This window comes from Pseudarthrobacter sp. NamE5 (assembly GCF_005796225.1).
Taxonomy (GTDB): domain Bacteria; phylum Actinomycetota; class Actinomycetes; order Actinomycetales; family Micrococcaceae; genus Arthrobacter.
The window spans coordinates 25,925-47,540 of the sequence record NZ_VAHO01000003.1 but is presented as its reverse complement, the minus strand read 5'-3'; the positions used below and the strand labels follow the sequence as shown (position 1 = coordinate 47,540).

Below are 21,616 nucleotides of genomic sequence, written 5' to 3'. Positions count from 1 at the left end.
CGGGTCCGCATTCCCGGTGCTCGCGGTAAGTTAGGAACTGTGAAGATAGCTACCTGGAATGTGAACTCGCTCCGCGCCCGCGCCGACCGCGTCGAAGCCTGGCTTCAGCGCAGCAACGTGGATGTCCTGGCCATCCAGGAAACCAAGTGCAAGGACGACAACTTCCCCTGGGAGCTTTTTGAGCGGATGGGCTACGAGGTGGCCCACTTCGGTGTGAACCAGTGGAACGGCGTTGCCATCGCTTCCCGGGTTGGGCTTGAAGACGTTGAGCGCACTTTCCTGGACCAGCCATCCTTCGGCAAGGCGGGCAAGGACCCCGTGCAGGAGGCGCGAGCCATGGCCGCAACCTGCGCCGGCGTCCGGATCTGGAGCCTCTATGTGCCCAACGGCCGCTCCCTTGACGACGAGCACATGCCCTACAAGCTCAAGTGGCTGGAAAGCCTCAAGACGCACGCGCAGGAGCTCATCACGCAGGACCCGCAGGCGCAGGTTGCCCTGATGGGCGACTGGAACATCGCCCCCTTCGACGAGGATGTGTGGGACATCGACCTGTTCATCAACAGCCGGTCCACCCACGTCAGCCCGCCCGAGCGGGCCGCCTTCCATGCTTTCGAATCGGCCGGCTTCACGGATGTGGTGCGTCCCTACACGCCGGGCCCTGGCGTCTACACGTACTGGGACTACACCCAGCTGCGCTTCCCGAAGAAGGAAGGCATGAGGATCGACTTCGTGCTGGCCTCCCCGGCGCTGGCCGCCCGGGTCACCGGCGCTTCGATCGACCGCGAGGAGCGCAAGGGCAAGGGCGCCTCGGACCACGCCCCCGTGCTGGTGGAACTGGCGGACTGATGACACTGTCCTGGACCCAAACAAGGAGACCGTGATGACCGGAAACCTCTACCGGGGCCAGGCCGGCCTGCCGTTCTCGTCCACCCTCCGGGTTTATGAACCACTGGAGGCGTTTCCTCAGGAGCAGCGCGAGGCGATCCAGGCGGCGGGGGCACGCACTGCCTCCCGCGCCGCCGTCGAAAATGCCGAACTGCTGGCATCGCTGGGACGCATCACCCGTTCAGGCGGTGATCCCTTCCCCACGGGACGCACCGACCTGGTGCGCGTCACCACTGCGCCGGCGCCGGCAGCTGGAACGTCCGACGACGGTGCTGACGCTGACCCGGTGCTGCTGTACTGCCCCAGCCAGCTGGTACTGCGCGCGGGCCTGGCGGCCAACGCCCTGATGGAAGGCATCCACGGACCCCTCGCTGAACTGCTGATCCCGGAAGAGCAGCGTGACAAGCACCAGGAGCGGATCGACCAGGTCAAGGCCCGCGACGGTTCCATCCGTGTGCACACCCGCGCATCCACCTGGGGAATCCCCTTCAGCTGGTTTTCGCTGTTCATGGAATCGGACCGGAAGGACGTGGTGGAGTCAGCCGGGCGGATCGTCACCGTCCGGGTTTGGGCCACGATTACCGATGCCCTGGAGCGGGCCCGTTACGCAGTGGCGAACCTGGCCCTCGCTGCGCCGGATCTGGACATGCTGGATGATCTGGCCCAGCTCACGGAGTGGCTTGAGCAGTTCCATGTGGACTCGATGGTGGAGCTGGATTACGGCGCCGTGGCGGACAAGGTGTATCCGGATGATTCGCCCATGGACATCCGCCTCGGCATCGAGTGCCTCGCGGAAGGGGACATGACCGGAGCTGCCGCAGCCTACCGCCGCCTGGCCTCCCGCTGGATCCCCATCCGCCAGCTGGCCCGCGCTTCCTGACACTGCCGCTTTCCGGGCCCTGCGGCTAGGCCTGCGGCGGCGCGGTGGTCCTCCGGACAATCAGTTCGTGGGGCGCGACGGCGGACTGCACGGCTCCCGCCTGCCCGTCCAGTTCGTCAAGGAGCATCTTTGTTGCCAGTTCGGCCTGCTCGTCCGGCCTCTGGCCAACCGTGGTCAGGCCCATGGCCTCGGCGAAGTCATGATTGTCGATGCCCACCACTGAAAGGTCCTCCGGCACCCGCACACCCAGGCGCGCGGCTTCGAAAATCACCCCCATGGCCATCTCGTCCGAGGCGCAGAAGATGGCGGTGGGTTTCTCCCCCGGTTTCGCCCACAGCCGGTGGAAGGCCGCCTGGCCACTGTGGACGGTGAAGTCGCCCCACTCATCCCATTCAGGGCGGGTGGGCAGGCCGGCCGCCGCCATCACGTCCTTGAACGCGAGGATCCGGACGCGGGGAACGTCAAAGTTCAGGTCCGTCTCGTCGTCGCCGTGCAGAAGGGCGATGTTCCGGTGGCCGAGGTCGATCAGATGGCGGACCGCCGTGGACGCAGCGGCATAATCGTCGATTCCGATGTAGGAGCATTCCTCGACATGGCCGCCCACGACTACCAGCGGGATGTCGATCTTCTGCAGGTGGTCCAGCTCATCTTGGGAGAGGGCCATACACAGGACCAGCAGGGCATCGATCTGCTTGTAGACCATGGTCTTGCTGAACAGCCGTTCCCGGTTGCTGCCGTGCCCGCCCAGGTTGAACAGAGACAGGTTGTAGTTGCGCGCGTGGAGTTCCCGGTCCGCGCCCTCGATGGCTTTGGAAAAGAACCAGCGGCTGACGAAAGGGGCCAGTACACCAATGGTCCTGGTGCGCCCGGTGGCAAGGCCGGAAGCCGAGGAGGAAGCTACATAGCCAAGGTTTCCGGCCACCTCTAGGATCTTTTCCCTGGTGGCCGGCGAGACCCTCGGCAGCCCCCGCACTGCCCGGGACACTGTTGCGGTAGAGACTCCCGCCGCTGCAGCCACGTCCTCGATGCTGACTCCGCTGTGGCCGCCCCGTTGAGACCTCTCAGTTATGCGTGCCACGGTGTCCCCTCATGTACTTCCTGCAGGCATCCGCCCTGCTCCTGTGCGATGCCCTCTGCCATGGTATTTCGGGCGCCGGGGTGAACCGCAGTGTTACCTTCCCGCGGAGGGCGGGGCGGACCAGCCGGGAGTGCTACCTCCGGTCCGGCAACCGCCGCCGCAGCCGGACCATGCCATACAACGCAAGGAGCGTTGCCAGCAGGCCCAGCGCCCAGCCGAGTGCGGGCTGGGCCGTCACCTCCATCCAGACGGTGACCACGAGCAGGACCAGGGCCCAGAAGCCGAGGAACCCGATAATGATGTCAAAATCCTCGCCGGACCTGACGCGCCGGCGGTCGCCTCCCGCCCCGGCGGACCGGGAGCGGGAAGCTTCGCCTGTCACTTGACCGCACCCGCCGTCAGGCCGGCAACGATCTTGCGCTGGAAGACCAGCACCAGGATCACCAAAGGAATGGTGACGATGGTGCCCGCGGCCATGATGGCCGTGTAGGGAATTTGGTTGGGCTGGGCACCGGCAAAGCTGGCGATGGCAACCGTGACCGGTTTCGTTGCCTCGTTCGACAGCTGGCTGGCGATCAGGAACTCGTTCCAGGAGGAGATGAATGCCAGGATCGCCGTGGTGAAGATCGCCGGAGCGGCCAGGGGCATGATGACCTTCCGGAACGCCTGCCCCTGCGTGCAGCCGTCAACGCGCGCTGATTCCTCAAGCTCCCACGGCATTTCGCGGAAAAAGGACGTGAGCGTGTAAACGGTAAGCGGCAGGACGAAGGAAATGTTCGGAATGATCAGCGCCTGGTAGGTACCCATCCAGCCGATGTTGGTGAACAGCTGGAACAGCGGGGTGATGAGGGCAACGCCGGGGAACATGGACGCGCCCAGGATGAAGCCGAGCACCAGGTACTTGAACCGGAAGTTCAGGCGTGCCAAAGCGTAGGCGGCGAAGACACCAATAATCAGCGAGATCACTGTGACAGTGACCCCGATGATGATGCTGTTCAGCAGGGCCTGGCCGAACCGGTTGCCGAACGAGGTGTCGAAGGCAGTGATGAAGTTGTCCAGTGTGACGTGCGTGGGCCAGGGCGTGGTGTCGTAGGTGAAGCCCACCTCGCGGAAGGCCGTCACCACCATCCAGTACGCGGGAGCGAGGCACCAGACCAGGATGACGGCGGCGCTGATGTACGTGCGGACGCTCGCCCACTTTTCCCGGTTCTGCGCCGTCTTGCGCCCCTTGTCCTGCTCCGCCCGCAATCCCGTGGAGGCAGCTGTGGTTGTCATTTCTTCCCCTTGCCGGTGGCTCCGCTTTGCTCCACCACGTTGGCTCCGAGGAAGCGCACAAAGATGAACGCGACCAGGAAGATGATGAGGAACGTAATGGTGGACAGGGCAGCCGCCGAGTTGAATCCTTGCCTGATCTGGTTGATCACCAGGATGGACAGCGTGGTGGTGTTGTTGGCACCGCCGGTCAGGATGTATGGAAGGTCGAACATCCGGAGTGCGTCCAGCGTGCGGAACAGGATGGCCACCATGAGGGCCGGCTTCACCAGCGGAAGCGTGATGAGGCGGAACCTTTGCCATGCGCTGGCGCCATCGACCTTCGACGCCTCGTAGACCTCTGCCGGGATCATCTGCAGGCCCGCGAGGATCAGCAGCGCCATGAAGGGGGTGGTCTTCCAGGTGTCGGCGATGATCACGGCCCACTTGGCAGGCCATTCGCTGCCGGTCCACAGGATGGAAGCATTGAACAGCTTGTTGATGATGCCGTTGAAATCGAACATGAAGAGCCACAGCTGGGCCGTAACGGCAGTGGGGATGGCCCACGGGACGAGTACAGCTGCACGGACCAGGCCGCGGCCCTTGAAGGTCCGGGCCATGATCATGGCCATCCAGAAACCGAGCACGGTTTCAAAAGCCACGGTGATAACCGTAAACAGGAAAGTAGTGCCGGTGGCTGTCCAGAACTGGCCACCCAGGGTGCCTGGCGGGCATGCCACGGTGCCGCCGCCCGGAGCGGCACACTGCTGCCCGAGCCAGTTCACGTAGTTCTGGATACCAGCCGGGCCGCCGGCAGTAAACAGGCCAGTGACTGGGTCCAGCCCCGCATCCTTCTGGAAGGACATCACGATGGCGCTGATGATGGGATAAACGATGACGACACCCAGGGCGATGACGGTGGGTGCCAGCAGCCAGGAAGCCCACTTGCCCTGGCTGAGAATCCGGTTGTCTTCGCCTACGCCCTTGGGACCGTGGTGGACGTCGGGGGTGCCCGACGCCGGTTTGACCGGCGTCGGGCCCAATTCGGTAGCCATGGCTTGTTACGATCCTGCGCCGGCGGACTCGATCGACTTCTGCATATCGGCCAAGGCATCCTTGGCCGGCTTTTCACCCTTCAGGGCAGCGTAGGCGTTCTCCTGGATGGCCTGCGTTACCGCAGGGTAGAACGGGGTGACCGGGCGGGGAACGGCGTTTTCGATGGAGGTCTTCAGTACCGGCAGGTACGGCAGCTTGGAAACCAGTTCCTGGTCCTCGTACAGCGCTCCGAAGACCGGAGCCAGCGAACCCTGCGTGGCGAAGAACTTCTGCTGCTCTTCCTCAATCAGGAACTTCACGAAGTCCAGGGCGGTTGCCTTGTGGTCCGAGTAGACGCTGATGGCTGCGCTGTGGCCGCCGAGGGAGGAAGCACCGGGGCCATCCTTGCCGGGCAGGGCAGCCATGCCCAGCACATCCTTCACCTGGGATGATCCTTCAGTGGTGGCCAGGTTGTAGACGTAAGGCCAGTTGCGCAGGAAGAGGAGCTTCCCTTCCTGGAAGGCGCGGCGGCTTTCCTCTTCCTGGTAGGTGATGGCTTCAGCCGGGATGTTCCCGTTCTTGAAGGCCTCCACCAGGTTGTTCAGGCCTTCCTCGGCCTCAGGGGTGTTCAGGTTCGGCTTGCCCTCGTCATCCAGGACGGAGCCGCCAGCGGAGTTGATGGCCTCGGAAGCGTTCACCGTGAGGCCTTCATACTGCTTGAACTGGCCGGAGTAGCAGCCCATGTTGTTCTGCTTGGCGATGGAGCACATCTCCATCATCTCGGCCCAGGTTTTGGGTGCCTCCGGGACCAGGTCCTTGCGGTAGTACAGGATGCCGCCGTCGGAGGAGACGGGTGCCGCGTAGAGCGTGCCCTTGTACGAACCGGCCTCGACGGTGGGTTCAAGCATGCCGTCGGTTTCAACGGCCATCTTGTCCTTCAGCGGCTGCAGCCACCCCTTGGCTGCAAATTCGGCCGTCCACACGACGTCGACGCTGGCCACATCGTAATCCGCGTTCTTGGCCTGGAAGTTTTGGACGAGGTCGTCATGCTGCTGGTCGGCCTGGTCAGTCTGCTCCTTGAAGGTGACCTTTTCGTCCGGGTGGGCGGCATTCCACTTTTCAATCAGCGGCCGCACCACGTTGCTGTTGTCCTTGCCCTGGACGTAGGTGATGGGTCCCCGGCTGTCGAGATTGGCTTCGGCGTCACTGCCGCCTCCGGTGGTCCCGCCGCCACCTCCGCCGCCGCATGCAGTCAGGGAGATGGCCAAGACGCCGGCGGTGGCAGCCGGCAGTAGGAATCTAGGGGTTTTCATTAGCTTGAAGCTCCTCGCTGAGTGACAAGTAAGTCGACAGTGCGCTTGCTAGGTGAGGTTGATGTGGTGACGCTCACACTAGTAAGGTTGCGACGGGTAATGCAAGCGTTTACATCAAAAAGTTATCTGAGAGGAACCAAATGACCAACCCGGCCGTTCCCGCTGACAGCCCAGCCCGCCGGGAGTGGTGGGCGGACGCCGTCGTCTACCAGATCTACCCGCGGTCCTTCGCGGACGGCAACGGTGACGGCATGGGGGACCTGCGCGGTGTCAGGGACCATCTGCCGTACCTGGAGCGGCTGGGGGTGGATGCCATTTGGCTTTCGCCCTTCTATAAATCGCCGCAGGCGGACGGCGGATATGACGTGGCCGACTACCGCCAGGTTGATCCACTCTTCGGGTCCCTGGCCGACTTCGATGCGATGTTGCAGGAAGCTCACCGGCGCGGCTTGAAGGTGATTGTGGACCTGGTTCCCAACCACACCTCAGACGAGCACGCATGGTTCCAGGCCGCGCTTGCTGCGCCATCGGGCTCTCCTGAAAGGGACCGCTACATTTTCCGCCCCGGCAAGGACGAGGTGCCGGGCTCGGGGGACGGCAACAGGGCCCCGAACAACTGGAAGTCGATCTTCGGCGGACCTGCCTGGACGCGGGTGACCGAAGCGGACGGCTCCCAGGGGGAATGGTACCTCCACCTTTTTGACAGCAAGCAGCCGGACCTGAACTGGGAAAACCAGGAAGTCCGGGAAGAAATGCGCTCCGTGCTCCGCTTCTGGCTGGACAGGGGAGTCGACGGCTTCCGGGTAGACGTTGCGCACGGCATGGTTAAGGAACCGGGCCTTCCGGATTGGGAGGGCGTCGCGGCGATGGTTGAAGGGACCGCGGCTGAAGGCAAAGTGGAGGTGAAACGGGAACCCTCCCCGCCTGGTGACGCACCCGGCGCGCATACCGATGCGGAGGAGCCTCACCGCGCCGTTTCCCCGGTTTATCCGCCCTCGCCTTTCTTCGATCAGGATGGCGTGCACGACATCTACCGGGACTGGCACCGGATCCTGTCCGAGTACGGCGGCGACCGGATGATGGTGGCTGAAGCTTGGGTGGAGCCAGCAGAGCGGCTTGCCCTCTATGTCCGGCCGGACGAGATGCAGCAGGCCTTCAACTTCGATTTCCTGATGGCTGGGTGGAATGCGGAGCGGATGGCCGAGGCAATTGAGGCGTCCCTGAAGGCAGCGGCGGCGGTGGGGGCACCCTGCACCTGGGTGCTCAGCAACCACGACACCGTCCGCCACACCACCCGGTTCGGCCTGGCCGATCCCACCACGTTCCCCAGGGGCATCGCAGCGGACGACGAACAACCGGACGCGGCGCTGGGTCTGGCACGCGCGCGGGCGGCCACCCTGGTGGAGCTGGCCCTGCCCGGTTCCGCCTACCTGTACCAGGGCGAGGAGCTCGGGCTCCCAGAGCACACCACTCTTCCGGCCGGGGCGCGGCAGGATCCTACATTTTTCCGCACCCAGGGCGCAGAAACGGGGCGGGACGGCTGCCGGGTCCCGCTGCCGTGGGCGGCGGACAAGCCCGGCTTCGGCTTTGCGGAATCATTCCCGGGCGTAGCCGCCCTGCCGTGGCTGCCGCAGCCCGGTAGCTTCGGTCCCCTTGCCGCCGACCAGCAGGATAAGGAGGAGGGCTCCACGCTGGAGCTGTACCGGGCGGCACTGGCCTTCCGGACTGCCCGGCACCTAGGGGCCGGTTCGCTGGAATGGGCGGACATACATGCACCGGACAGTGGTCTGTTGGCCTTTCACAACGGAGACGTCCTGGTACTGGCCAACATGGGCTTCGCCTCGGCCCCCATCCCCGACGGCTATTCCGTGGAGCTCTTCAGCGGACCTGAGCCGTCGTCCGAGTGGGGACTCATGCATGAAGTGCCGGTGGACTGCGCGGTTTACCTGACCAGGAACTGAAGCTCCGGGTACTGGGGTATCAGCGGACGCGCTCGGCCCTGCTGAAGCGCGTCCGCGCCCCGGCACCAATATGGATGAGCACAGGAATCCTCCTGCCCACCACGGCCTCGAGGGCTTTGACCAGTCCGGCAACCTCGGCGGCCAGAAGATGCGGCGCCACGCCCTGCCGCGGCTGGAGGCGGACCTTCAGTGCCGGGAAACCCTTGATGTCATAGGTGACAACGGTGGCACCGGCGAGGTCCGGCCTGCCGGCAAGGGCGTGCTTGAGGGCCTGCTCAGCCACTCCCCCGCCGATCCTGACGTCGCCCGGAACGCTGCCGGGATCGTACTCGGCGGCGAGCAGGTTTGAGCGGCCTTTGCCCTGCTGTGCTATCCAGGCCACCATGAGGACGATCAGCACCAGCAGGGCAAGTGCAACCAGGATCCACAGCCAGCTTTCCGACCGGCCAGGGAACCGGGTGGCGTTGAAGGCCCCGTTGACCGTGTTCCAGACCCCCGCGGACCAGGAGTGCCACCATGCGGCAACCGCCGGCACCGAGGCCAGCAGCATCAGCAGGACACCCACGGCCAGCAGCTTGAGGCCCAGAACAGTTATCAGGATACGGTTGAGGACGCTTGGCGTGCTGTTCATGCCCCTATCACCCCGGACGGCGCCACGTTGATCCGGACCTCCGGTGCGGGTTCAAGCCCCATGTCCCCCAGCTCGGCCTTTACTGCGTCCCGCACTCTGTCCCCGTGGACAGGCACCCCGGACGTGGGCCGGACATTCACCTGCACCTGCCGCTGCGAAACCACCACCATCACCTGTTCGGGTGTGACGTTGGCGGCGAGCCGTGCCCGGCGGGCCAGCGAGGACGCGATCACTTCGTCATCCACCACGACGGCGGGGCCCGCCCCGCCCCGGCCGCGCGCCAGCACATGCCGGGCCCTATGTCCGGGCAGCACTCCGTGGAGGAAGAACACCAGGCCCAGCATTGCCAGCACGGCACCAATGACCCCCAGCAGCAGCGGTGAAATTCCCGCAGGCAGGGCCACGATGCGTTGCGCCGCCACTTGGGGTTCAATGAGCCATGCCGGCTGGCCGATCGCATGGACGGCGGCTTCGAGCAGGCCATAGGCGGCAAGGGCCACGACCACGACGGCGGCAATGGTGGCCATCACCGCGCGGGAGGAATGGGTTTCGCGGTAAATGATCCGGTCCATGTCCGGTTCGTCCGCCCCCCGCCCCCCTGCTGCCGCCCCGGTGCTGTCCGCACCGGGGTCTTCAGGGCGGGGACTTTGCTGGAGTGTACTCAATGAACCCGGCCTCCTTCACTGATCCTGACGCCGCTGATCCTGATGTCCACCCGGCTCAGCCGCGCGCCGCTGAGTTCGGTCACGGTGGCGAGGATGTGGGCCTTGGCGCTGACGGTGCGGTCCCAGATGGAGCCACCGGACGCAGCAACCCGGCCAGGGTGGGAAGCCACCGTCCGCAGCGGCGGCACGCTGATCGGCGTGACGAGGGACAGCGCCAGCAGCCCGTCGTCGTCGGTCCAGTCCGCCCTGACATCCTCGCCGTCGACGCCCAGTGCCTGGGCAGCGGCGGCTTTTGCCAGGCTGGTCAGCGCCTGGGTGCTGATCCTGGTGTGACCGTTGAGCGCCTGGGCCCGCACGGCCGGCGCGGGCGCGCTCATGAGGACGAGCGCCGGCCGATGATGGCATCCAGCACGCCGCGCAGGTCCAGCTTCCCCTCTGCGGCACGGCCCAGCAGCGCGCCGATGGCCATGAAAAGCAGGGATACCAGGAAGCCCCACAGGCCGAACTGAAGGGACATGAAGGCGACAAAGGCGCCCATCGCCGTACCTGCCACGGTGAGATTCACAGCAGCGCCTCCCTTTCGGTAGAACCGGCAGTGGCCGGTTTCACGGGAGGCGGTACGTAGACGTCCGTGACTTCCACGTTCACCTCGATCACCTGAAGCCCCACCAGTTCCTCGACCGCACGGTAGACGGCCGCCCGCACCTCGTTAGCCAGCGAGTGGAGCGGCGTTCCGTAACTTGCGACCAGGCTGATGTCCACGGCCACCTGAGTTTCCCCGACTTCCGCGTGCACTCCTGCCGCATGGTCTGAGCTCCCGACGGCGTCGCGGATGGCGCCCAGTGCACGGGACGGCACAGAGCCCAGGGAGTAAACGCCGGGAACTGCCCTGGCGGCAATCCCGGCCACCTTGGCCACTGCTGTCTCAGAAATCACGGTGCGCCCCAGTGCGGGCGCCGGGACAGGAACCGGGGCGCTTCCGCTCCGGATAGCTGCATCGGGTTGTGGGTTCTGGTACTCCATCAGGCACTCCCCCTTCTGTTGTTTCCAACCCTATCCCTTGGCTGTGACTTAACGGCAGCAGCAGGGATGCCCGCAACGCAAACATCCACGCGTGTACTTCAGCTGCGTCTACGGCAGCAGCTTTTACTTGTGGCCTTCGCCGCCAACCTTGGCGTGATGGGCAGGTAGCCGAACGGGCCGAGGCCGTTCCGGCCGAAGCAAGGAAAAGGGCAGCGTGGCACAGCGCCTGTCGGCAACAACAACCTAAGAATGATTTGGGCGGCGCCGGAAATGTTGAACGAAGAAACCCCGCAATTCCCGGACAATTACGGGACTTGCGGGGTTCCAGCTGGTGGCTCCGACCGGCGTCGATCCGGTGACCTTTCGATTTTCAGTCGAACGCTCTACCAACTGAGCTACAGAGCCTAGGTGACTAGTCACCATGAGAGCCGGAATGTCTTCCAGCAATCAGAGCGACCCTGACGGGACTTGAACCCGCGACCTCCGCCGTGACAGGGCGGCGCGCTAACCAACTGCGCTACAGGGCCTTGCGTTTCTTGCTTCAGCAGTATCTCTACCGCTTTTTTCAAGGCTTCCAGCCTACCAGACTTTTTTAGTCTGTTTGACCAGTTCCTTGCGTACCCCCAACGGGATTCGAACCCGTGCCGCCGCCGTGAAAGGGCGGTGTCCTAGGCCGCTAGACGATGGGGGCCAGAACCCGTTCGGAACAAAATAAAAGGCGTAAAGCTGGGCTTTCCGTCTTTGTCCTTTGCGTTTCTCCGAACTGGACTCTAAAACTATAGGGCCTAGTCCGGAATTATCCAAAATCGGCCAAAACACCACCCCTGGGGGCGCGGGACAGGTGAAGATGGACGGATGGATGCCGTAGCAGCACTCAACGAGATTGCTTTCTGGCTGGAGCGCGGACGCGCTGCCACCTTCAAAGTCCAGGCCTTCCGCAAAGCAGCCGCCGCCATCAGCCCGCTGCCTGCGGAGGAAGTGGCTGCCCGTGCCCGGAACGGGCGGCTGAAGTCAATGAAGGGCATAGGTGACCGGACCTACCAGGTGATCCGTCAGGCCGTGGAGGGCCAGGTCCCGGAGTACCTGGCGGACCTGCGGGAAAAAGGCGCCAAGCCGCTCGCTTCCGGCGGCTCCACCATCCGGGACGCGCTGCGGGGAGACCTGCACAGCCACAGTGACTGGTCCGACGGCGGATCCCCCATCGAGCTGATGGTGGCGGCCGCAGGGGTTCTTGGCAGGGAATACCTCGCGCTTACGGACCACTCCCCCAACCTCACCATCGCCAATGGGCTTTCAGCCGAACGCCTGCTGCAGCAGCTGGACGTGGTGGACGAAATAAACAACGGCACCCGCTCCGGCTCGGACGGCCGGGCGGGTACCGGCGTACGCCTGCTGACCGGCATCGAAGTGGACATCCTGGAGTCCGGGGAGCTGGACCAGGACCCGGAGCTGCTGGACCGCCTGAACATCGTGGTGTCCAGCGTCCATTCGAAGCTCAGGGCCGATCGGAAAACCATGACCCGGCGCATGCTGGGCGGAATCCAGGACCCGCACACCAACGTCCTGGGCCACTGCACAGGCCGGCTGGTGGAGGGCTCCCGGGGGACGCGTCCGCCGTCGGAGTTCGATGCCAAGGAAGTCTTCGCCGCCTGCGCGGAAAACAATGTGGCAGTGGAGATCAATTCCCGGCCTGAGCGCCAGGATCCGCCGGACGCGCTGATCCAACTGGCGCTGGACGCAGGGTGCCTGTTTTCCATCGACAGCGACGCCCACGCTCCGGGGCAGCTGGATTTCCTGCAGTACGGCGCCGAGCGCGCGGAGCGGAACGGCGTCCCGGCAGACCGGATCATCACCACCTGGCCGGTGGAGCGTCTCCTTGAGTGGGCGGCGCCGGGCAACTAGCCCTACTTGGCGTGGACGAGGGGCTTGCCCCGGGACAGTTGATGTCTTTGGCAGGATGTTGGCCAGGGATGGCTGATTTCCGCCAGCCCGCTGCTCCATCCTCCGGTTAGATTGGCTTCATGCCTTCACCCAGTCCCGCCGGCAGGACCGCCACCGTACGTCCCGAATCGGCTGCCAGCCCGGTCAACGCGCTGGGGGTTGCCGCCATGGTGGTCACCGTGGTCCTCTGGGCGTCAGCCTTCGTGGGGATCCGGGCCATCGGCCCGCACTTCTCCCCTGGTTCCCTGACCCTTGGCAGGCTGGCGATTGCCGCCGTCGTGCTGTCCCTGCTGGTCCTCCCCCAACTCCTGAAGAGCCGGCTCCTCCCGAAGGGCAGGCAGTGGTGGCCGATCGTCGCCTACGGCGTGATGTGGTTCGGCGGGTACAACGTGGCCCTGAACGCCGCCGAGCACGTGCTGGACGCGGGCACCAGCGCCCTGCTCATTAACGTGAACCCCATCCTGGTGGCCATCATGGCGGGCCTTTTCCTCAAGGAGGGCTTCCCCCGGTGGCTCATCATCGGGAGCCTGGTTGCCTTCGCCGGGGTGACGCTGATCGCCTTCGGTTCCAGCCAGGGGTCCCCTTCAGGGGAACGTCCGACGGCGGATGTGGCGGGCGTGCTGCTATGCCTCCTTGCCGCCGTGCTCGCCGCCGTCAGCGTCATTGTCCAGAAGCCGGTGCTGCGCAGGTTTCCTGCCGCCCAGGCCACATGGTTCGGGATCCTGGTGGGGGCGCTGTGCTGCCTGCCCTTCACGGGCCAGCTGGTCGCAGAAGTGCAGGCCGCGCCGCCGGCGGCTGCCTGGGGGCTTGTCTACCTGGGGATCTTTCCCACGGCGATTGCATTCACCACATGGGCCTACGCCCTCTCGTTGGTGGACGCCGGGAAACTGGCCGCCACCACGTACCTGGTGCCCGGAACCACCATCATGATCTCCTGGCTCCTGCTGGGTGAAATACCCACCGCACTGGGCCTGGTGGGCGGGCTGGTCTGCCTGGTGGGCGTGGCGCTGACCCGGCGCAGGAGCCGGCAAGTTCCGGGAACGGGACCGGCTGCTTCCCGCTAAAGTCGAAGTATGCCAGCCAGCCTGCCGCCGGGACTGCCCATCATTCCCGAGGGTCCCAGCGAGCCCCTGCACTTCACCATGCCGGCCGACGAGTTCGAGTCCGCTGTCCAGGACGCGCTGGACAGCATCCCGGACAAGCTGGCGCGTGCCATGGACAACGTGGCGGTGTTCATCGAGGACGACTATGTGCCGCGGCCCGGGGAGGACCCGGACACCGTACTCCTGGGGCTTTACGAGGGCGTGCCGCTGACAGAACGCGATTCCTGGTGGGACGCCGGATCCCTGCCTGACAGGATCACCATCTTCCGTGAACCCATTCTGGAGATCTGCGCCTCCCGGGAGGACGTCATCCACGAAGTCGCGGTGACCGTGGTGCACGAAATCGCCCACCACTTTGGAATAGACGACCACCGGCTGCACGAGCTTGGCTGGGGCTAGCCTTGTAGGCATGGGACACAACCACAGCCTCGCGCATGGCATTACGGCAACCGGCCGGCACCGGAAGCGGCTGGTGGCCGTGCTGGTGATCACCCTCACCGTGGTCCTGGTGCAGGTTGTGGGCGCCGTCCTTTCAGGTTCGCTCTCCCTGCTTGCCGATGCAGGCCATATGCTCTCGGATGCAGCAGGCGTGACCATCGCCCTGCTGGCCTCGTGGATAGCAGGGCGTCCCGCCAGTGACCAGAGGACGTACGGCTACCAGCGTGCCGAGGTGCTCGCCGCGATGGCCAATGCGCTGATCCTGGTGGTGATTTCGGTGGTCATCTTCACTGAGGCGGTCAGGCGGATCGGGGCTGCACCGGAAGTCCAGACCGACATCATGCTGTTCGCCGCTATCCTCGGCGCCGCCGCCAACGTGGTTTCCCTTGTGATCCTGCACGGTGCGCACCGGGAAAGCCTCAATGTGCGGGGAGCCTACCTGGAAGTGCTGGGCGATCTCCTGGGTTCCTTCGCCGTCATCGCAGCGGCAGTGGTAATCATGGTGACCGGCTTCAACGCGGCTGACACCATCGCCTCCGTCCTGATCGCCCTGCTGATCCTGCCCCGGGCCTGGACACTGCTGCGCGATGTGGTGGATGTCCTGCTGGAGGCCAGCCCCAAGGGTGTGGAAGTACAGATGATCCGTGAGCACATCCTGTCCGTCGAGGGCGTGACAGACGTGCACGATATCCACATCTGGACCATCACCTCCGGCGTTCCCGTCTTTTCGGCACATGTGGTGGTGGAAGACGGGGTGCTCAACGCGCGTGGAGCGGACCAGCTGCTGGACAAGCTGATCACCTGCCTCGGCTCACACTTCGATACCGACCACTGCACCTTCCAGCTGGAGCCTGCCAGCCACTCCGAGCACGAGGCGCACCAGCACGCCTGACCGGACGGCGCTCCTCTGGGCGGTTGCCGTCAGCTCAGGATGTCCTTGGTGACAAAGCGGCCGTAGGCGAGCGCGCCGAACACTGCCACATACCCCGCCTGGAGCAGGGCGTTACTGGCGAACGAGTCCCACAGCAGGGGTTGCCGGAGCAGGTCCCCGAAGCCCAGCCAGTAGTGACTGAAAAGCCACGGGTGCAGCCACTCCAGCTGCGGCAGCTGGTCCAGGACCTGGGACACCACGGACACCACAACCGTGGCAGCCATGGCACCTACCGGAACCACCGTCAGGGTGGACAGGAACAGCCCGACTGCTGAGAGCCCGGCCAGGGAGACGGCAAGGTACGCCGCTATCAGCAGGATGCGCAACGCGGCCTGGGGCGGCTCGATCACGTCCCCGGACAGCAGGGTCACCGGGCCCACCGGGAAGAGTGCTGCGCCGATGGCGGCACCGGCCAGGCCAACCGTGAGCGGTGCGGCCAGGCAGAAGGCCAGCGCCCCCGCGTACTTGACCAGGAGCAGCCGCACCCGGCCGGTGGGTGCGACGAGCAGGTATCGCAGCGTCCCCAGGTTGGCTTCGCCCGCGATCGTGTCCCCTGCCACCACCCCCACGGTCAACGGCAGGAACAACGGAACGGATACCAGCATGGCAGTGAACGCAACGAACAGCCCGTTCTGGGAGATACGGTCAAGAAAGGCCGGGCCGCGCCCGGCAGGGACAGCGGATGAAAGGCGGACGGCCACCGCGATCAGCACCGGAATGGCGGCAAGCGCAAGCAGCAGGGCCCAGGTCCGGCGGCGGCCGAACAACACCCGGAGTTCTGACCAAAATAGGGAAAGCCCCCATCCCCCCGGCGGCGCCGCATCCGTTGCGTCTGCTGTTCCCAGAGTCTCCGGCCGTACGCTACTGGACAACGTCGAACCCCTCCCCGGTCAACGCCACAAACCTGTCCTCGAGGCTTTCCCGTTCCACCACGAATCCACGGACCCGCACGCCCCCCGCCACGAGGTGAGCCACAATGTCCTCAGGGGCGGGACGTCCCGTGTCCGCGCCCAGTCCGGCGAGCGCCGCCATCACCACCTGGCCGTCCGGCTGTTCCGGTGCGGGTTCAGGTGCCAGCCCAAGGCGGGCCAGGACGGAAGCCGCGGGGCCGCCGTCCGGCGTTACCACGCGGATGCGGGCGCTTCCGGACCGCCTCAGGTCGGGCAGCGGGCCCTGGGCCACAAGCCGGCCGGCGCTCATCACGGCCGCGTGGGTACAGATCTGTTCAACCTCGGCCAGCAGGTGGCTGGAAACAAAAACCGTGGTTCCGTCCGCCGCCAGGGATCTGACCAGGTTCCGCACCTCCCTGGTGCCCTGGGGATCCAGCCCATTGGTCGGTTCATCGAGCACCAGCAGCTCCCGGGGGGAAAGCAGGGCGTTGGCGATCCCCAGCCGCTGCTTCATGCCCAGGGAATACGCGTGGACCCGTTTGCCGGCGGCATGGCTGAGGCCCACCCGTTCCAGCGCCTGGTCCACCCGTGCTTTCCGGGTGCCTGGGGCGGCATGCCGGGTGGCGGCGTCAAGGCGGTGGAGGTTCTCAGACCCGGAAAGGAATGGATAGAAGGCTGGCCCCTCCACCAGCGCCCCGACCCGTGGGAGGACTTCCCGGAACTGGCCGGGCATCTCCATCCCCAGTAGTTTGACGGTTCCGGCCGAGGCCGCCGCGAGCCCCAGCAGCATCCTGATGGTGGTGGTTTTTCCAGAGCCGTTGGGTCCCAGGAAGCCAAAGACGGCGCCCTGGGGTACCACCAGATCGAGGGCATTCACCGCCACCTGCTGCCCGAAGCGCTTAGTCAGCCCCTTCGTCTCGATGGTCAGGCCGTACATCCGGGATTCGGGGCCTCCCGCGGCTGCTGTCACGGAGCCGCGGATGCTGCCTGCAGCCTCTCCACCGGGACCATGCCCGCGTAGACCCGGCCGTCGTCGGTGAGCAGGACGTTGAACAGGGCGGTGGACAACACGCGCCCGCCGGGAACGGCGACGGCGGCCTGCGCCAGCAGCGGATTGCCGGCCAGCAGAGCATCCAGGCGCGAGGCGGCCCCCGCCTCCGCCGGAACTTCCACTACTGTCTCCCAACCCGAGCCTGTTGTGTATTCCCCGGCCTTCTGCTCAAGGGCCGCCGCCAGGTCTTCCCGAGTTGGGTGCGAATCCGGAATTCCCGGGTTGAGCGACTGCCGTTCATGGTGGCGGGGCTGCAGTTCCTCCACCATGCTGCCCGGCGGGGGGACGAAGTTGAACAGTGCCACGTCCGGCTGGTCCAGCGACAGGCTGGTGAATCCGGCACTGAAAGCAGGCCGGGATGCGCCGCGGGCCGTCACCTGGACGGAGAGGGGCATCCCGGTGGCTGCGTCGACGGCGATGGCCACCTTCCCCACAAGGGTGCCGTTGGTGCGTGGCTCAAGCAGCAGGTTGTAGGCGGCGCGCCCGGCGGCCTGCACGTCGGGGCCCACGGAGACGGCAGTGGAGCTGTCCGCTGCCGCCAGGAACTTATCGGCAAGTTCCTGGGGCGTGTGCGGGGCGGCTGGGGTCCCAGGGTGGGCCAGCGGCAGGTCGCTCGCGTCGCCGGGCAGGGTCAGGTGGGCGGTGGAGTTATCCCTTGAGGAGTAGAACCAGACTTCGTCGCCGCTGCGGATCACATCCCTTTCGGCGAGCCGGTCCACCACCTGGATCCGCGCGTTGGTTTTGCCGTCCATGAACACCCGGGCAGTGTGCTCGCCGGTGAGGAACTCCATGGCGGATGCGATCCCGTCAGCCGATGCGGGGCCTGCGGTGGGACCTGTTGCGGGCAGCTCCGGCAGTCCCAGCTCCGAGGACTGTTCGATCGTGCCGGAAAAAGTATGGGTCCTGTGTCCAGCCGCCAGGGCCATGACTTCAGCGGGAGTCTTGGTTGGCAGGGGATCACCCGCCCGGGCCGGAATGGTGCCGGCCAGAACCCCGGCTGCGATGACTGCAGGCACGGTGGCTGCCGGAACCCACCGCAGCCACGCCCGGTTCCGCGCGCGATCGGCACCGCGGACCTCCGGCGCGTGCTGCCTTTGCCGGCCGTTCATAATCCGGTTCATTGTCCCGTCCACCCCGTCGCTGGAGCCCATAGTCCAAGGGTACGCCTCGGTGCCCGCCCATACACCTGCCCAGCGGCCTATCTGCGGTTAGCGTATGGGCTACCCGGGCACTACGGTTCCCGCGCCGCCGTCGACCGTTATCCGTTGCCCGGTGGTGAGCCGGACGGTGGCCTCCGGAACGCCCACCACGGCCGGGATCCCGTACTCCCGCGCCACCACCGCCCCATGCGAGTTGGGGCCGCCCATCTCCATGACCAGGCCGCCAGCGGTCAGGAACAAGGGGGTCCAGCCGGGATCCGTGGACGGCGCCACCAGGATTTCGCCCGGTTCGAGGCGGGCGCCGACAGGATCCAGGATGACCCTGGCGGGAGCCGTGACCGAACCCGCCGAAGCCGGGCTTCCGGAGAGCCCGCCCTCCGCTGCTCCTGTACCGGCGGCATACAACACTTCGGGCTCGGTGCCGTCCGAGAGCACCACCCTGGGGACGTGCCGCCGGCCCAGTTCCCGCGAGTAGGCGGCACGCCGCTCCAGGACGAGTCCGCGCAGCGTCCCCGGAGGACCGGCCCCGTCAGAGTCCTTCCCGTCGTTACCCGCTCCGTTGAGAGCCTGCCTGGCCTCAGCGAAATCGAGGAAGAAGATATCGTCAGGGTTCTCCAGCCGGCCATCCGCGGCGAGCACAGCTCCCACCTGCCGCAGCTGCTTCCGTACTTCGGCCAGGCCGAGGACCACCTGGTACTTGGGTAGTTCCCGTATCCCCGCAAAGAGCCTGGCGCGGCGCAGTGCGGCGCCCACCAGCAGCGCACGCACCCTGCCCTTGCTGCGGGCCTCGGCCACCAGCCGTTCCACGGCTGCGACAGCCTCCGCCTCAGCCCTTGAAAACTGTTCATCCGGAGCCAACGCGGGATCTGCCAAAGGCAGGTAATTGGCCAGGACGCCCAGGATGTGCGTGGGGTCGTCCGACCACCTGGGCATCCCGACATCGATTTCGGCTACAGCCCGGTGCCCGTAGCGGTCCAGGAACCGCGCCAGGCCTGCGTGCAGGACAGGGGGAAGGCCTCCGGCACCGAAGTACGCTGCGAGTGCGGCAGGCTTCCTTGTTTCCAGGGCAAGGCGTGATTCCCGGTCCTCCTTCACGGCCGAGGCAAGGCGCCACAGGTCCAGGTCCATTTCCGTGGTGACGTTGCCGGGCAGGCCCCGGAGCACCTGCTGCAGGTCCTCCCAGCGGTTGGGACCGAGCAGCCTGCCGGCCAGCCACAGCATCCCGCACCCCACAGCGGGCAGGGGCAGGATGCCTGGAACCACTGCGAAGAGCCGTCCCATGAGCCGCTCGGCGTGGTCCAGCCGGGCAGCCGGCCCTGCTCCGGACTCCGGCTCCAGCTCATCCGAGAACCGGCGGGTGACACGGTCCAGCCGTCGCAGCGCCGCCCTGGGCACCAGCAGCGCTCGGAGAAGGCTCTCCGGGACCCGGGCGCGCACCGCCACCGGCAGGACGTGGCGCACGAGTCCGAGCGGCGTCCTGCGGGTCACCGAAAACCGGGGGTCCGCAAAAACCTGGCGGAACACCGCGGCGGACCTGGCTTCCATAACATCGAAGATCCGCGGCAGGATCCAGCGCGATGCCCAGGGCCGCGCGGTAAGCCACCGCCCGGTCTGTCCAGAGGGACGCCCAGCAGTTGCGCACGGCTTCCAGGACGGCCTCAGCTCCGATCACGTTCAAGTAGGTGTCCTGCTGGCCGGCGAAGCTCGCGAACGGAAGGTCTTCCGCGGTGGCGGAGGAACGTACCGCCACCGGAGTTGCCTTTCCCAGCGCTGCATATGCCTGCTCCACCGCTGCCGCGATCCGCGGCGGGACGGGAGCGGATCGGATAGCCTCGCGTGCCCTGCCGGCCCACGCGGCAAGCGGAGTGGCCATGGCTGCGCTCCCGGACGTGGCTGCCTGGCCCCACTGCAGCGATGCCTGGAGTTTACCGAGCTCCCGCAGGGCACCATCGCTGACCGTCCTGGTGGCCACCCGGTAGGCCTCGGTGGTGAGGCAGAAGCCGTCAGGCGCCGGCAGCCCTGCCGCTGCCAGTCCACCCAAGGTTGGCTGCCTTGCCGCCCACCAGCCGAAGCATGCCGCAACCGACCTGGCTGAGGGGAAGGACCAGGCCTGCGCTGTTTCCCCCGCCCAGTACGGAGGACTCGTGCCCCGGCTTCCGTGCCGGATCGGCAGCCATGCTGGTGCTCCCGGTGGGAAACTCAGGTCACGATGCGTCGAGCATTGGCCCAAAGCGCGAACGGTCCGTTAGGCGCGGGTCCTCCCTGTCCGGGACCACCATTACTGGGCCTTTGGCGTGGTGGAGCACCCCATCGGATGTTGATCCCAGGAGCATCCCGGTGAAGCCGCCGCGGCCCCTGGTGCCAACCACCACCAGTTCAACGCGGCGGCTTTCTTCAACCAGGACGTCCACGGGCGAACCATCCTTGAGCACTGACTCGGTAGGCAGGTTGGGGAAGTGGCTCCGCAGCCAGGCCATGCCGGCGTCCAGGGTGGTCCGGATGTCGGCAAACAGGGCCTTGCGGTCCATGGGAGCGGGAACCCAGGCCAGGGACCCGCTGTACTGGGGCACCGCACACACCACCCGGAGGATGGCACCCAACCGTTCAGCCTGGTCGGCCGCCTCCAGCACGGCCACGCGCGCCTGCTCTGAGCCGTCCACGCCTACCACCACCACGTTTTCGACGCGCTGGTGCCCGGCTTTGGCCTGCTCAACCCTGATGCGCCGGTCCTCGGTGGACTCACCCAAGCGGTCCGCGCAAACCAGGGGAATGGTCACGGTGGGGCACTTGGCGTGGGCCGGCAGCGCGCTGCTTACTGAACCGAGCAGCCTGCCCACAAACCCGCCACGGCCGCGGGTGCCGAAAACCAGGAGTTCGGCGGTCTCGGACATCTCCAGCAGCACACCGGAAGCATCTCCGTTTTCCACGGATCCGGTGACGTCGATGTCGTAGGACAAGACCTTCTCCAGCGCCTGCCTGACGATCGCCTCCGCACCTTCCCGGATCACGGAATCATCCACGGTGGCGTAGCCGCCGTCGAGGCCTGAGGCAGCAAAAATGGGAACGGAATATGCGGTGACAATGTGCAGCGGCCGACGGCGGCGCTGGGCTTCGCGGGCTGCCCACACCAGGGCGCACTGGCCGTGGTCCGACCCGTCGACTCCCACAACGATTCCTTCGGGAGCGGCAGAATTGCCGCCACCGTCCCGGGCCGGGTCCGGATGCAATTCATGTGCGCCCATGGGGCCGCCTCCTTGCGCTACTGCCTGATGTTGCCGCTATTCTGCCAGAAAGCGGACAGTTCGCTGCGCACCCGGTCAGCAGCCGCAGCCGCAGCCGAGACTGCCGCTTCCGGTTCTCACTATTCTCCGTCGGCCCTG

General features: G+C 66.1%; 21 protein-coding genes, 3 tRNA genes and 1 pseudogene. 7 read left to right on the top strand and 18 right to left on the bottom strand.

The genetic code is table 11. The features are described from left to right. Window positions 1-39: 39 nt before the first annotated feature. Both FDW84_RS05430 and FDW84_RS05425 read left to right on the top strand, forming a co-directional pair. Entirely contained in the window at window positions 40-846 is an 807-nt protein-coding gene (locus tag FDW84_RS05430; protein ID WP_138607329.1) for an exodeoxyribonuclease III, read from the top strand. A gap of 34 nt (window positions 847-880) precedes the next feature. Next, a complete protein-coding gene (locus FDW84_RS05425) occupies window positions 881-1,765 on the top strand; it encodes a DUF8083 family protein (RefSeq protein ID WP_138607327.1) in 885 nt (294 codons plus the stop codon). A 25-nt stretch (window positions 1,766-1,790) separates the two neighbouring features. Here FDW84_RS05425 and FDW84_RS05420 read toward each other — a convergent pair whose 3' ends face one another. The 5 genes from FDW84_RS05420 to FDW84_RS05400 all read right to left on the bottom strand — a co-directional run bounded on the left by FDW84_RS05420 (window position 1,791) and on the right by FDW84_RS05400 (window position 6,442). Further along, window positions 1,791-2,843, bottom strand: a complete 1,053-nt coding sequence (locus tag FDW84_RS05420) for a LacI family DNA-binding transcriptional regulator (RefSeq protein ID WP_138607325.1) — start codon at window positions 2,841-2,843, stop codon at window positions 1,791-1,793. 133 nt (window positions 2,844-2,976) lie between these two features. After that, complete coding sequence (locus FDW84_RS05415) at window positions 2,977-3,225, bottom strand: hypothetical protein (protein WP_013599672.1); 249 nt, start codon at window positions 3,223-3,225, stop codon at window positions 2,977-2,979. Further along, window positions 3,222-4,118, bottom strand: coding sequence for a carbohydrate ABC transporter permease (locus FDW84_RS05410; protein ID WP_138607323.1), 897 nt, complete (start codon window positions 4,116-4,118; stop codon window positions 3,222-3,224). The genes FDW84_RS05415 and FDW84_RS05410 overlap by 4 nt, the downstream gene beginning before the upstream one ends. Next, window positions 4,115-5,149, bottom strand: a complete 1,035-nt coding sequence (locus FDW84_RS05405; RefSeq protein WP_138607321.1) for a carbohydrate ABC transporter permease — start codon at window positions 5,147-5,149, stop codon at window positions 4,115-4,117. The genes FDW84_RS05410 and FDW84_RS05405 overlap by 4 nt, the downstream gene beginning before the upstream one ends. A 6-nt stretch (window positions 5,150-5,155) precedes the next feature. After that, window positions 5,156-6,442 carry an ABC transporter substrate-binding protein gene (locus FDW84_RS05400; RefSeq protein WP_138607319.1) on the bottom strand — a complete coding sequence of 429 codons (1,287 nt, stop codon included), beginning with the start codon at window positions 6,440-6,442 and terminating at the stop codon, window positions 5,156-5,158. Window positions 6,443-6,582: 140 nt separating this feature from the next. Between FDW84_RS05400 and FDW84_RS05395 the strand changes: the two genes are divergently transcribed. Continuing rightward, the gene (locus FDW84_RS05395; RefSeq protein ID WP_138607317.1) at window positions 6,583-8,403 is read left to right on the top strand and encodes a glycoside hydrolase family 13 protein; all 1,821 of its coding nucleotides are present in this window, start codon (window positions 6,583-6,585) and stop codon (window positions 8,401-8,403) included. A 19-nt stretch (window positions 8,404-8,422) separates the two neighbouring features. On the opposite strand, the gene FDW84_RS05390 is transcribed toward FDW84_RS05395, so the two are convergent. From FDW84_RS05390 to FDW84_RS05355, 8 genes are all read right to left on the bottom strand, one after another. Further along, window positions 8,423-9,034 (bottom strand): hypothetical protein, encoded by a 612-nt coding sequence (locus FDW84_RS05390; RefSeq protein WP_138607315.1) that lies wholly within the window; start codon window positions 9,032-9,034, stop codon window positions 8,423-8,425. Continuing rightward, window positions 9,031-9,606: a DUF6286 domain-containing protein gene (locus FDW84_RS05385; protein WP_240721412.1), complete on the bottom strand. Its 576-nt coding sequence runs from the start codon at window positions 9,604-9,606 to the stop codon at window positions 9,031-9,033. The genes FDW84_RS05390 and FDW84_RS05385 overlap by 4 nt, the downstream gene beginning before the upstream one ends. An 89-nt stretch (window positions 9,607-9,695) precedes the next feature. Continuing rightward, the gene (locus tag FDW84_RS05380) at window positions 9,696-10,076 is read right to left on the bottom strand and encodes a hypothetical protein (RefSeq protein WP_138607311.1); all 381 of its coding nucleotides are present in this window, start codon (window positions 10,074-10,076) and stop codon (window positions 9,696-9,698) included. Next, window positions 10,073-10,264 (bottom strand): hypothetical protein, encoded by a 192-nt coding sequence (locus tag FDW84_RS05375; protein ID WP_138132894.1) that lies wholly within the window; start codon window positions 10,262-10,264, stop codon window positions 10,073-10,075. Before FDW84_RS05375 ends, FDW84_RS05380 begins: the two co-directional genes overlap by 4 nt. Then, the gene (locus FDW84_RS05370) at window positions 10,261-10,722 is read right to left on the bottom strand and encodes an Asp23/Gls24 family envelope stress response protein (RefSeq protein ID WP_138607309.1); all 462 of its coding nucleotides are present in this window, start codon (window positions 10,720-10,722) and stop codon (window positions 10,261-10,263) included. The genes FDW84_RS05375 and FDW84_RS05370 overlap by 4 nt, the downstream gene beginning before the upstream one ends. A 329-nt stretch (window positions 10,723-11,051) precedes the next feature. Continuing rightward, window positions 11,052-11,127: transfer RNA gene (locus FDW84_RS05365), tRNA-Phe, on the bottom strand. A gap of 48 nt (window positions 11,128-11,175) precedes the next feature. Then, window positions 11,176-11,249 (bottom strand) — tRNA-Asp (locus FDW84_RS05360). 91 nt (window positions 11,250-11,340) lie between these two features. Continuing rightward, a tRNA-Glu gene (locus FDW84_RS05355) sits at window positions 11,341-11,413 on the bottom strand. Between the two features lie 164 nt (window positions 11,414-11,577). On the opposite strand from FDW84_RS05355, the gene FDW84_RS05350 reads away from it, so the two are divergent. The 4 genes from FDW84_RS05350 to FDW84_RS05335 all read left to right on the top strand — a co-directional run bounded on the left by FDW84_RS05350 (window position 11,578) and on the right by FDW84_RS05335 (window position 15,096). Continuing rightward, complete coding sequence (locus tag FDW84_RS05350) at window positions 11,578-12,624, top strand: PHP domain-containing protein (RefSeq protein WP_138607307.1); 1,047 nt, start codon at window positions 11,578-11,580, stop codon at window positions 12,622-12,624. Window positions 12,625-12,743: 119 nt separating this feature from the next. Beyond that, complete coding sequence (locus tag FDW84_RS05345; RefSeq protein WP_138607305.1) at window positions 12,744-13,727, top strand: DMT family transporter; 984 nt, start codon at window positions 12,744-12,746, stop codon at window positions 13,725-13,727. Window positions 13,728-13,736: 9 nt separating this feature from the next. After that, window positions 13,737-14,165, top strand: a complete 429-nt coding sequence (locus FDW84_RS05340) for a metallopeptidase family protein (protein ID WP_138607302.1) — start codon at window positions 13,737-13,739, stop codon at window positions 14,163-14,165. Between the two features lie 10 nt (window positions 14,166-14,175). After that, window positions 14,176-15,096 (top strand): cation diffusion facilitator family transporter, encoded by a 921-nt coding sequence (locus FDW84_RS05335; protein WP_138607300.1) that lies wholly within the window; start codon window positions 14,176-14,178, stop codon window positions 15,094-15,096. 29 nt (window positions 15,097-15,125) lie between these two features. On the opposite strand, the gene FDW84_RS05330 is transcribed toward FDW84_RS05335, so the two are convergent. The 5 genes and pseudogenes from FDW84_RS05330 to FDW84_RS05310 form a co-directional block, all read right to left on the bottom strand. Then, window positions 15,126-15,980 carry an ABC transporter permease gene (locus FDW84_RS05330; RefSeq protein ID WP_138607745.1) on the bottom strand — a complete coding sequence of 285 codons (855 nt, stop codon included), beginning with the start codon at window positions 15,978-15,980 and terminating at the stop codon, window positions 15,126-15,128. Window positions 15,981-15,996: 16 nt separating this feature from the next. Next, the gene (locus FDW84_RS05325; protein WP_138607748.1) at window positions 15,997-16,962 is read right to left on the bottom strand and encodes an ABC transporter ATP-binding protein; all 966 of its coding nucleotides are present in this window, start codon (window positions 16,960-16,962) and stop codon (window positions 15,997-15,999) included. Window positions 16,963-16,991: 29 nt separating this feature from the next. Beyond that, the gene (locus tag FDW84_RS05320) at window positions 16,992-18,227 is read right to left on the bottom strand and encodes a LolA family protein (RefSeq protein ID WP_240721394.1); all 1,236 of its coding nucleotides are present in this window, start codon (window positions 18,225-18,227) and stop codon (window positions 16,992-16,994) included. Between the two features lie 69 nt (window positions 18,228-18,296). Beyond that, a pseudogene (locus FDW84_RS05315) lies at window positions 18,297-20,311 on the bottom strand (PEP/pyruvate-binding domain-containing protein). A gap of 129 nt (window positions 20,312-20,440) precedes the next feature. Beyond that, complete coding sequence (locus FDW84_RS05310; RefSeq protein ID WP_138607298.1) at window positions 20,441-21,478, bottom strand: universal stress protein; 1,038 nt, start codon at window positions 21,476-21,478, stop codon at window positions 20,441-20,443. Window positions 21,479-21,616: the final 138 nt, after the last annotated feature.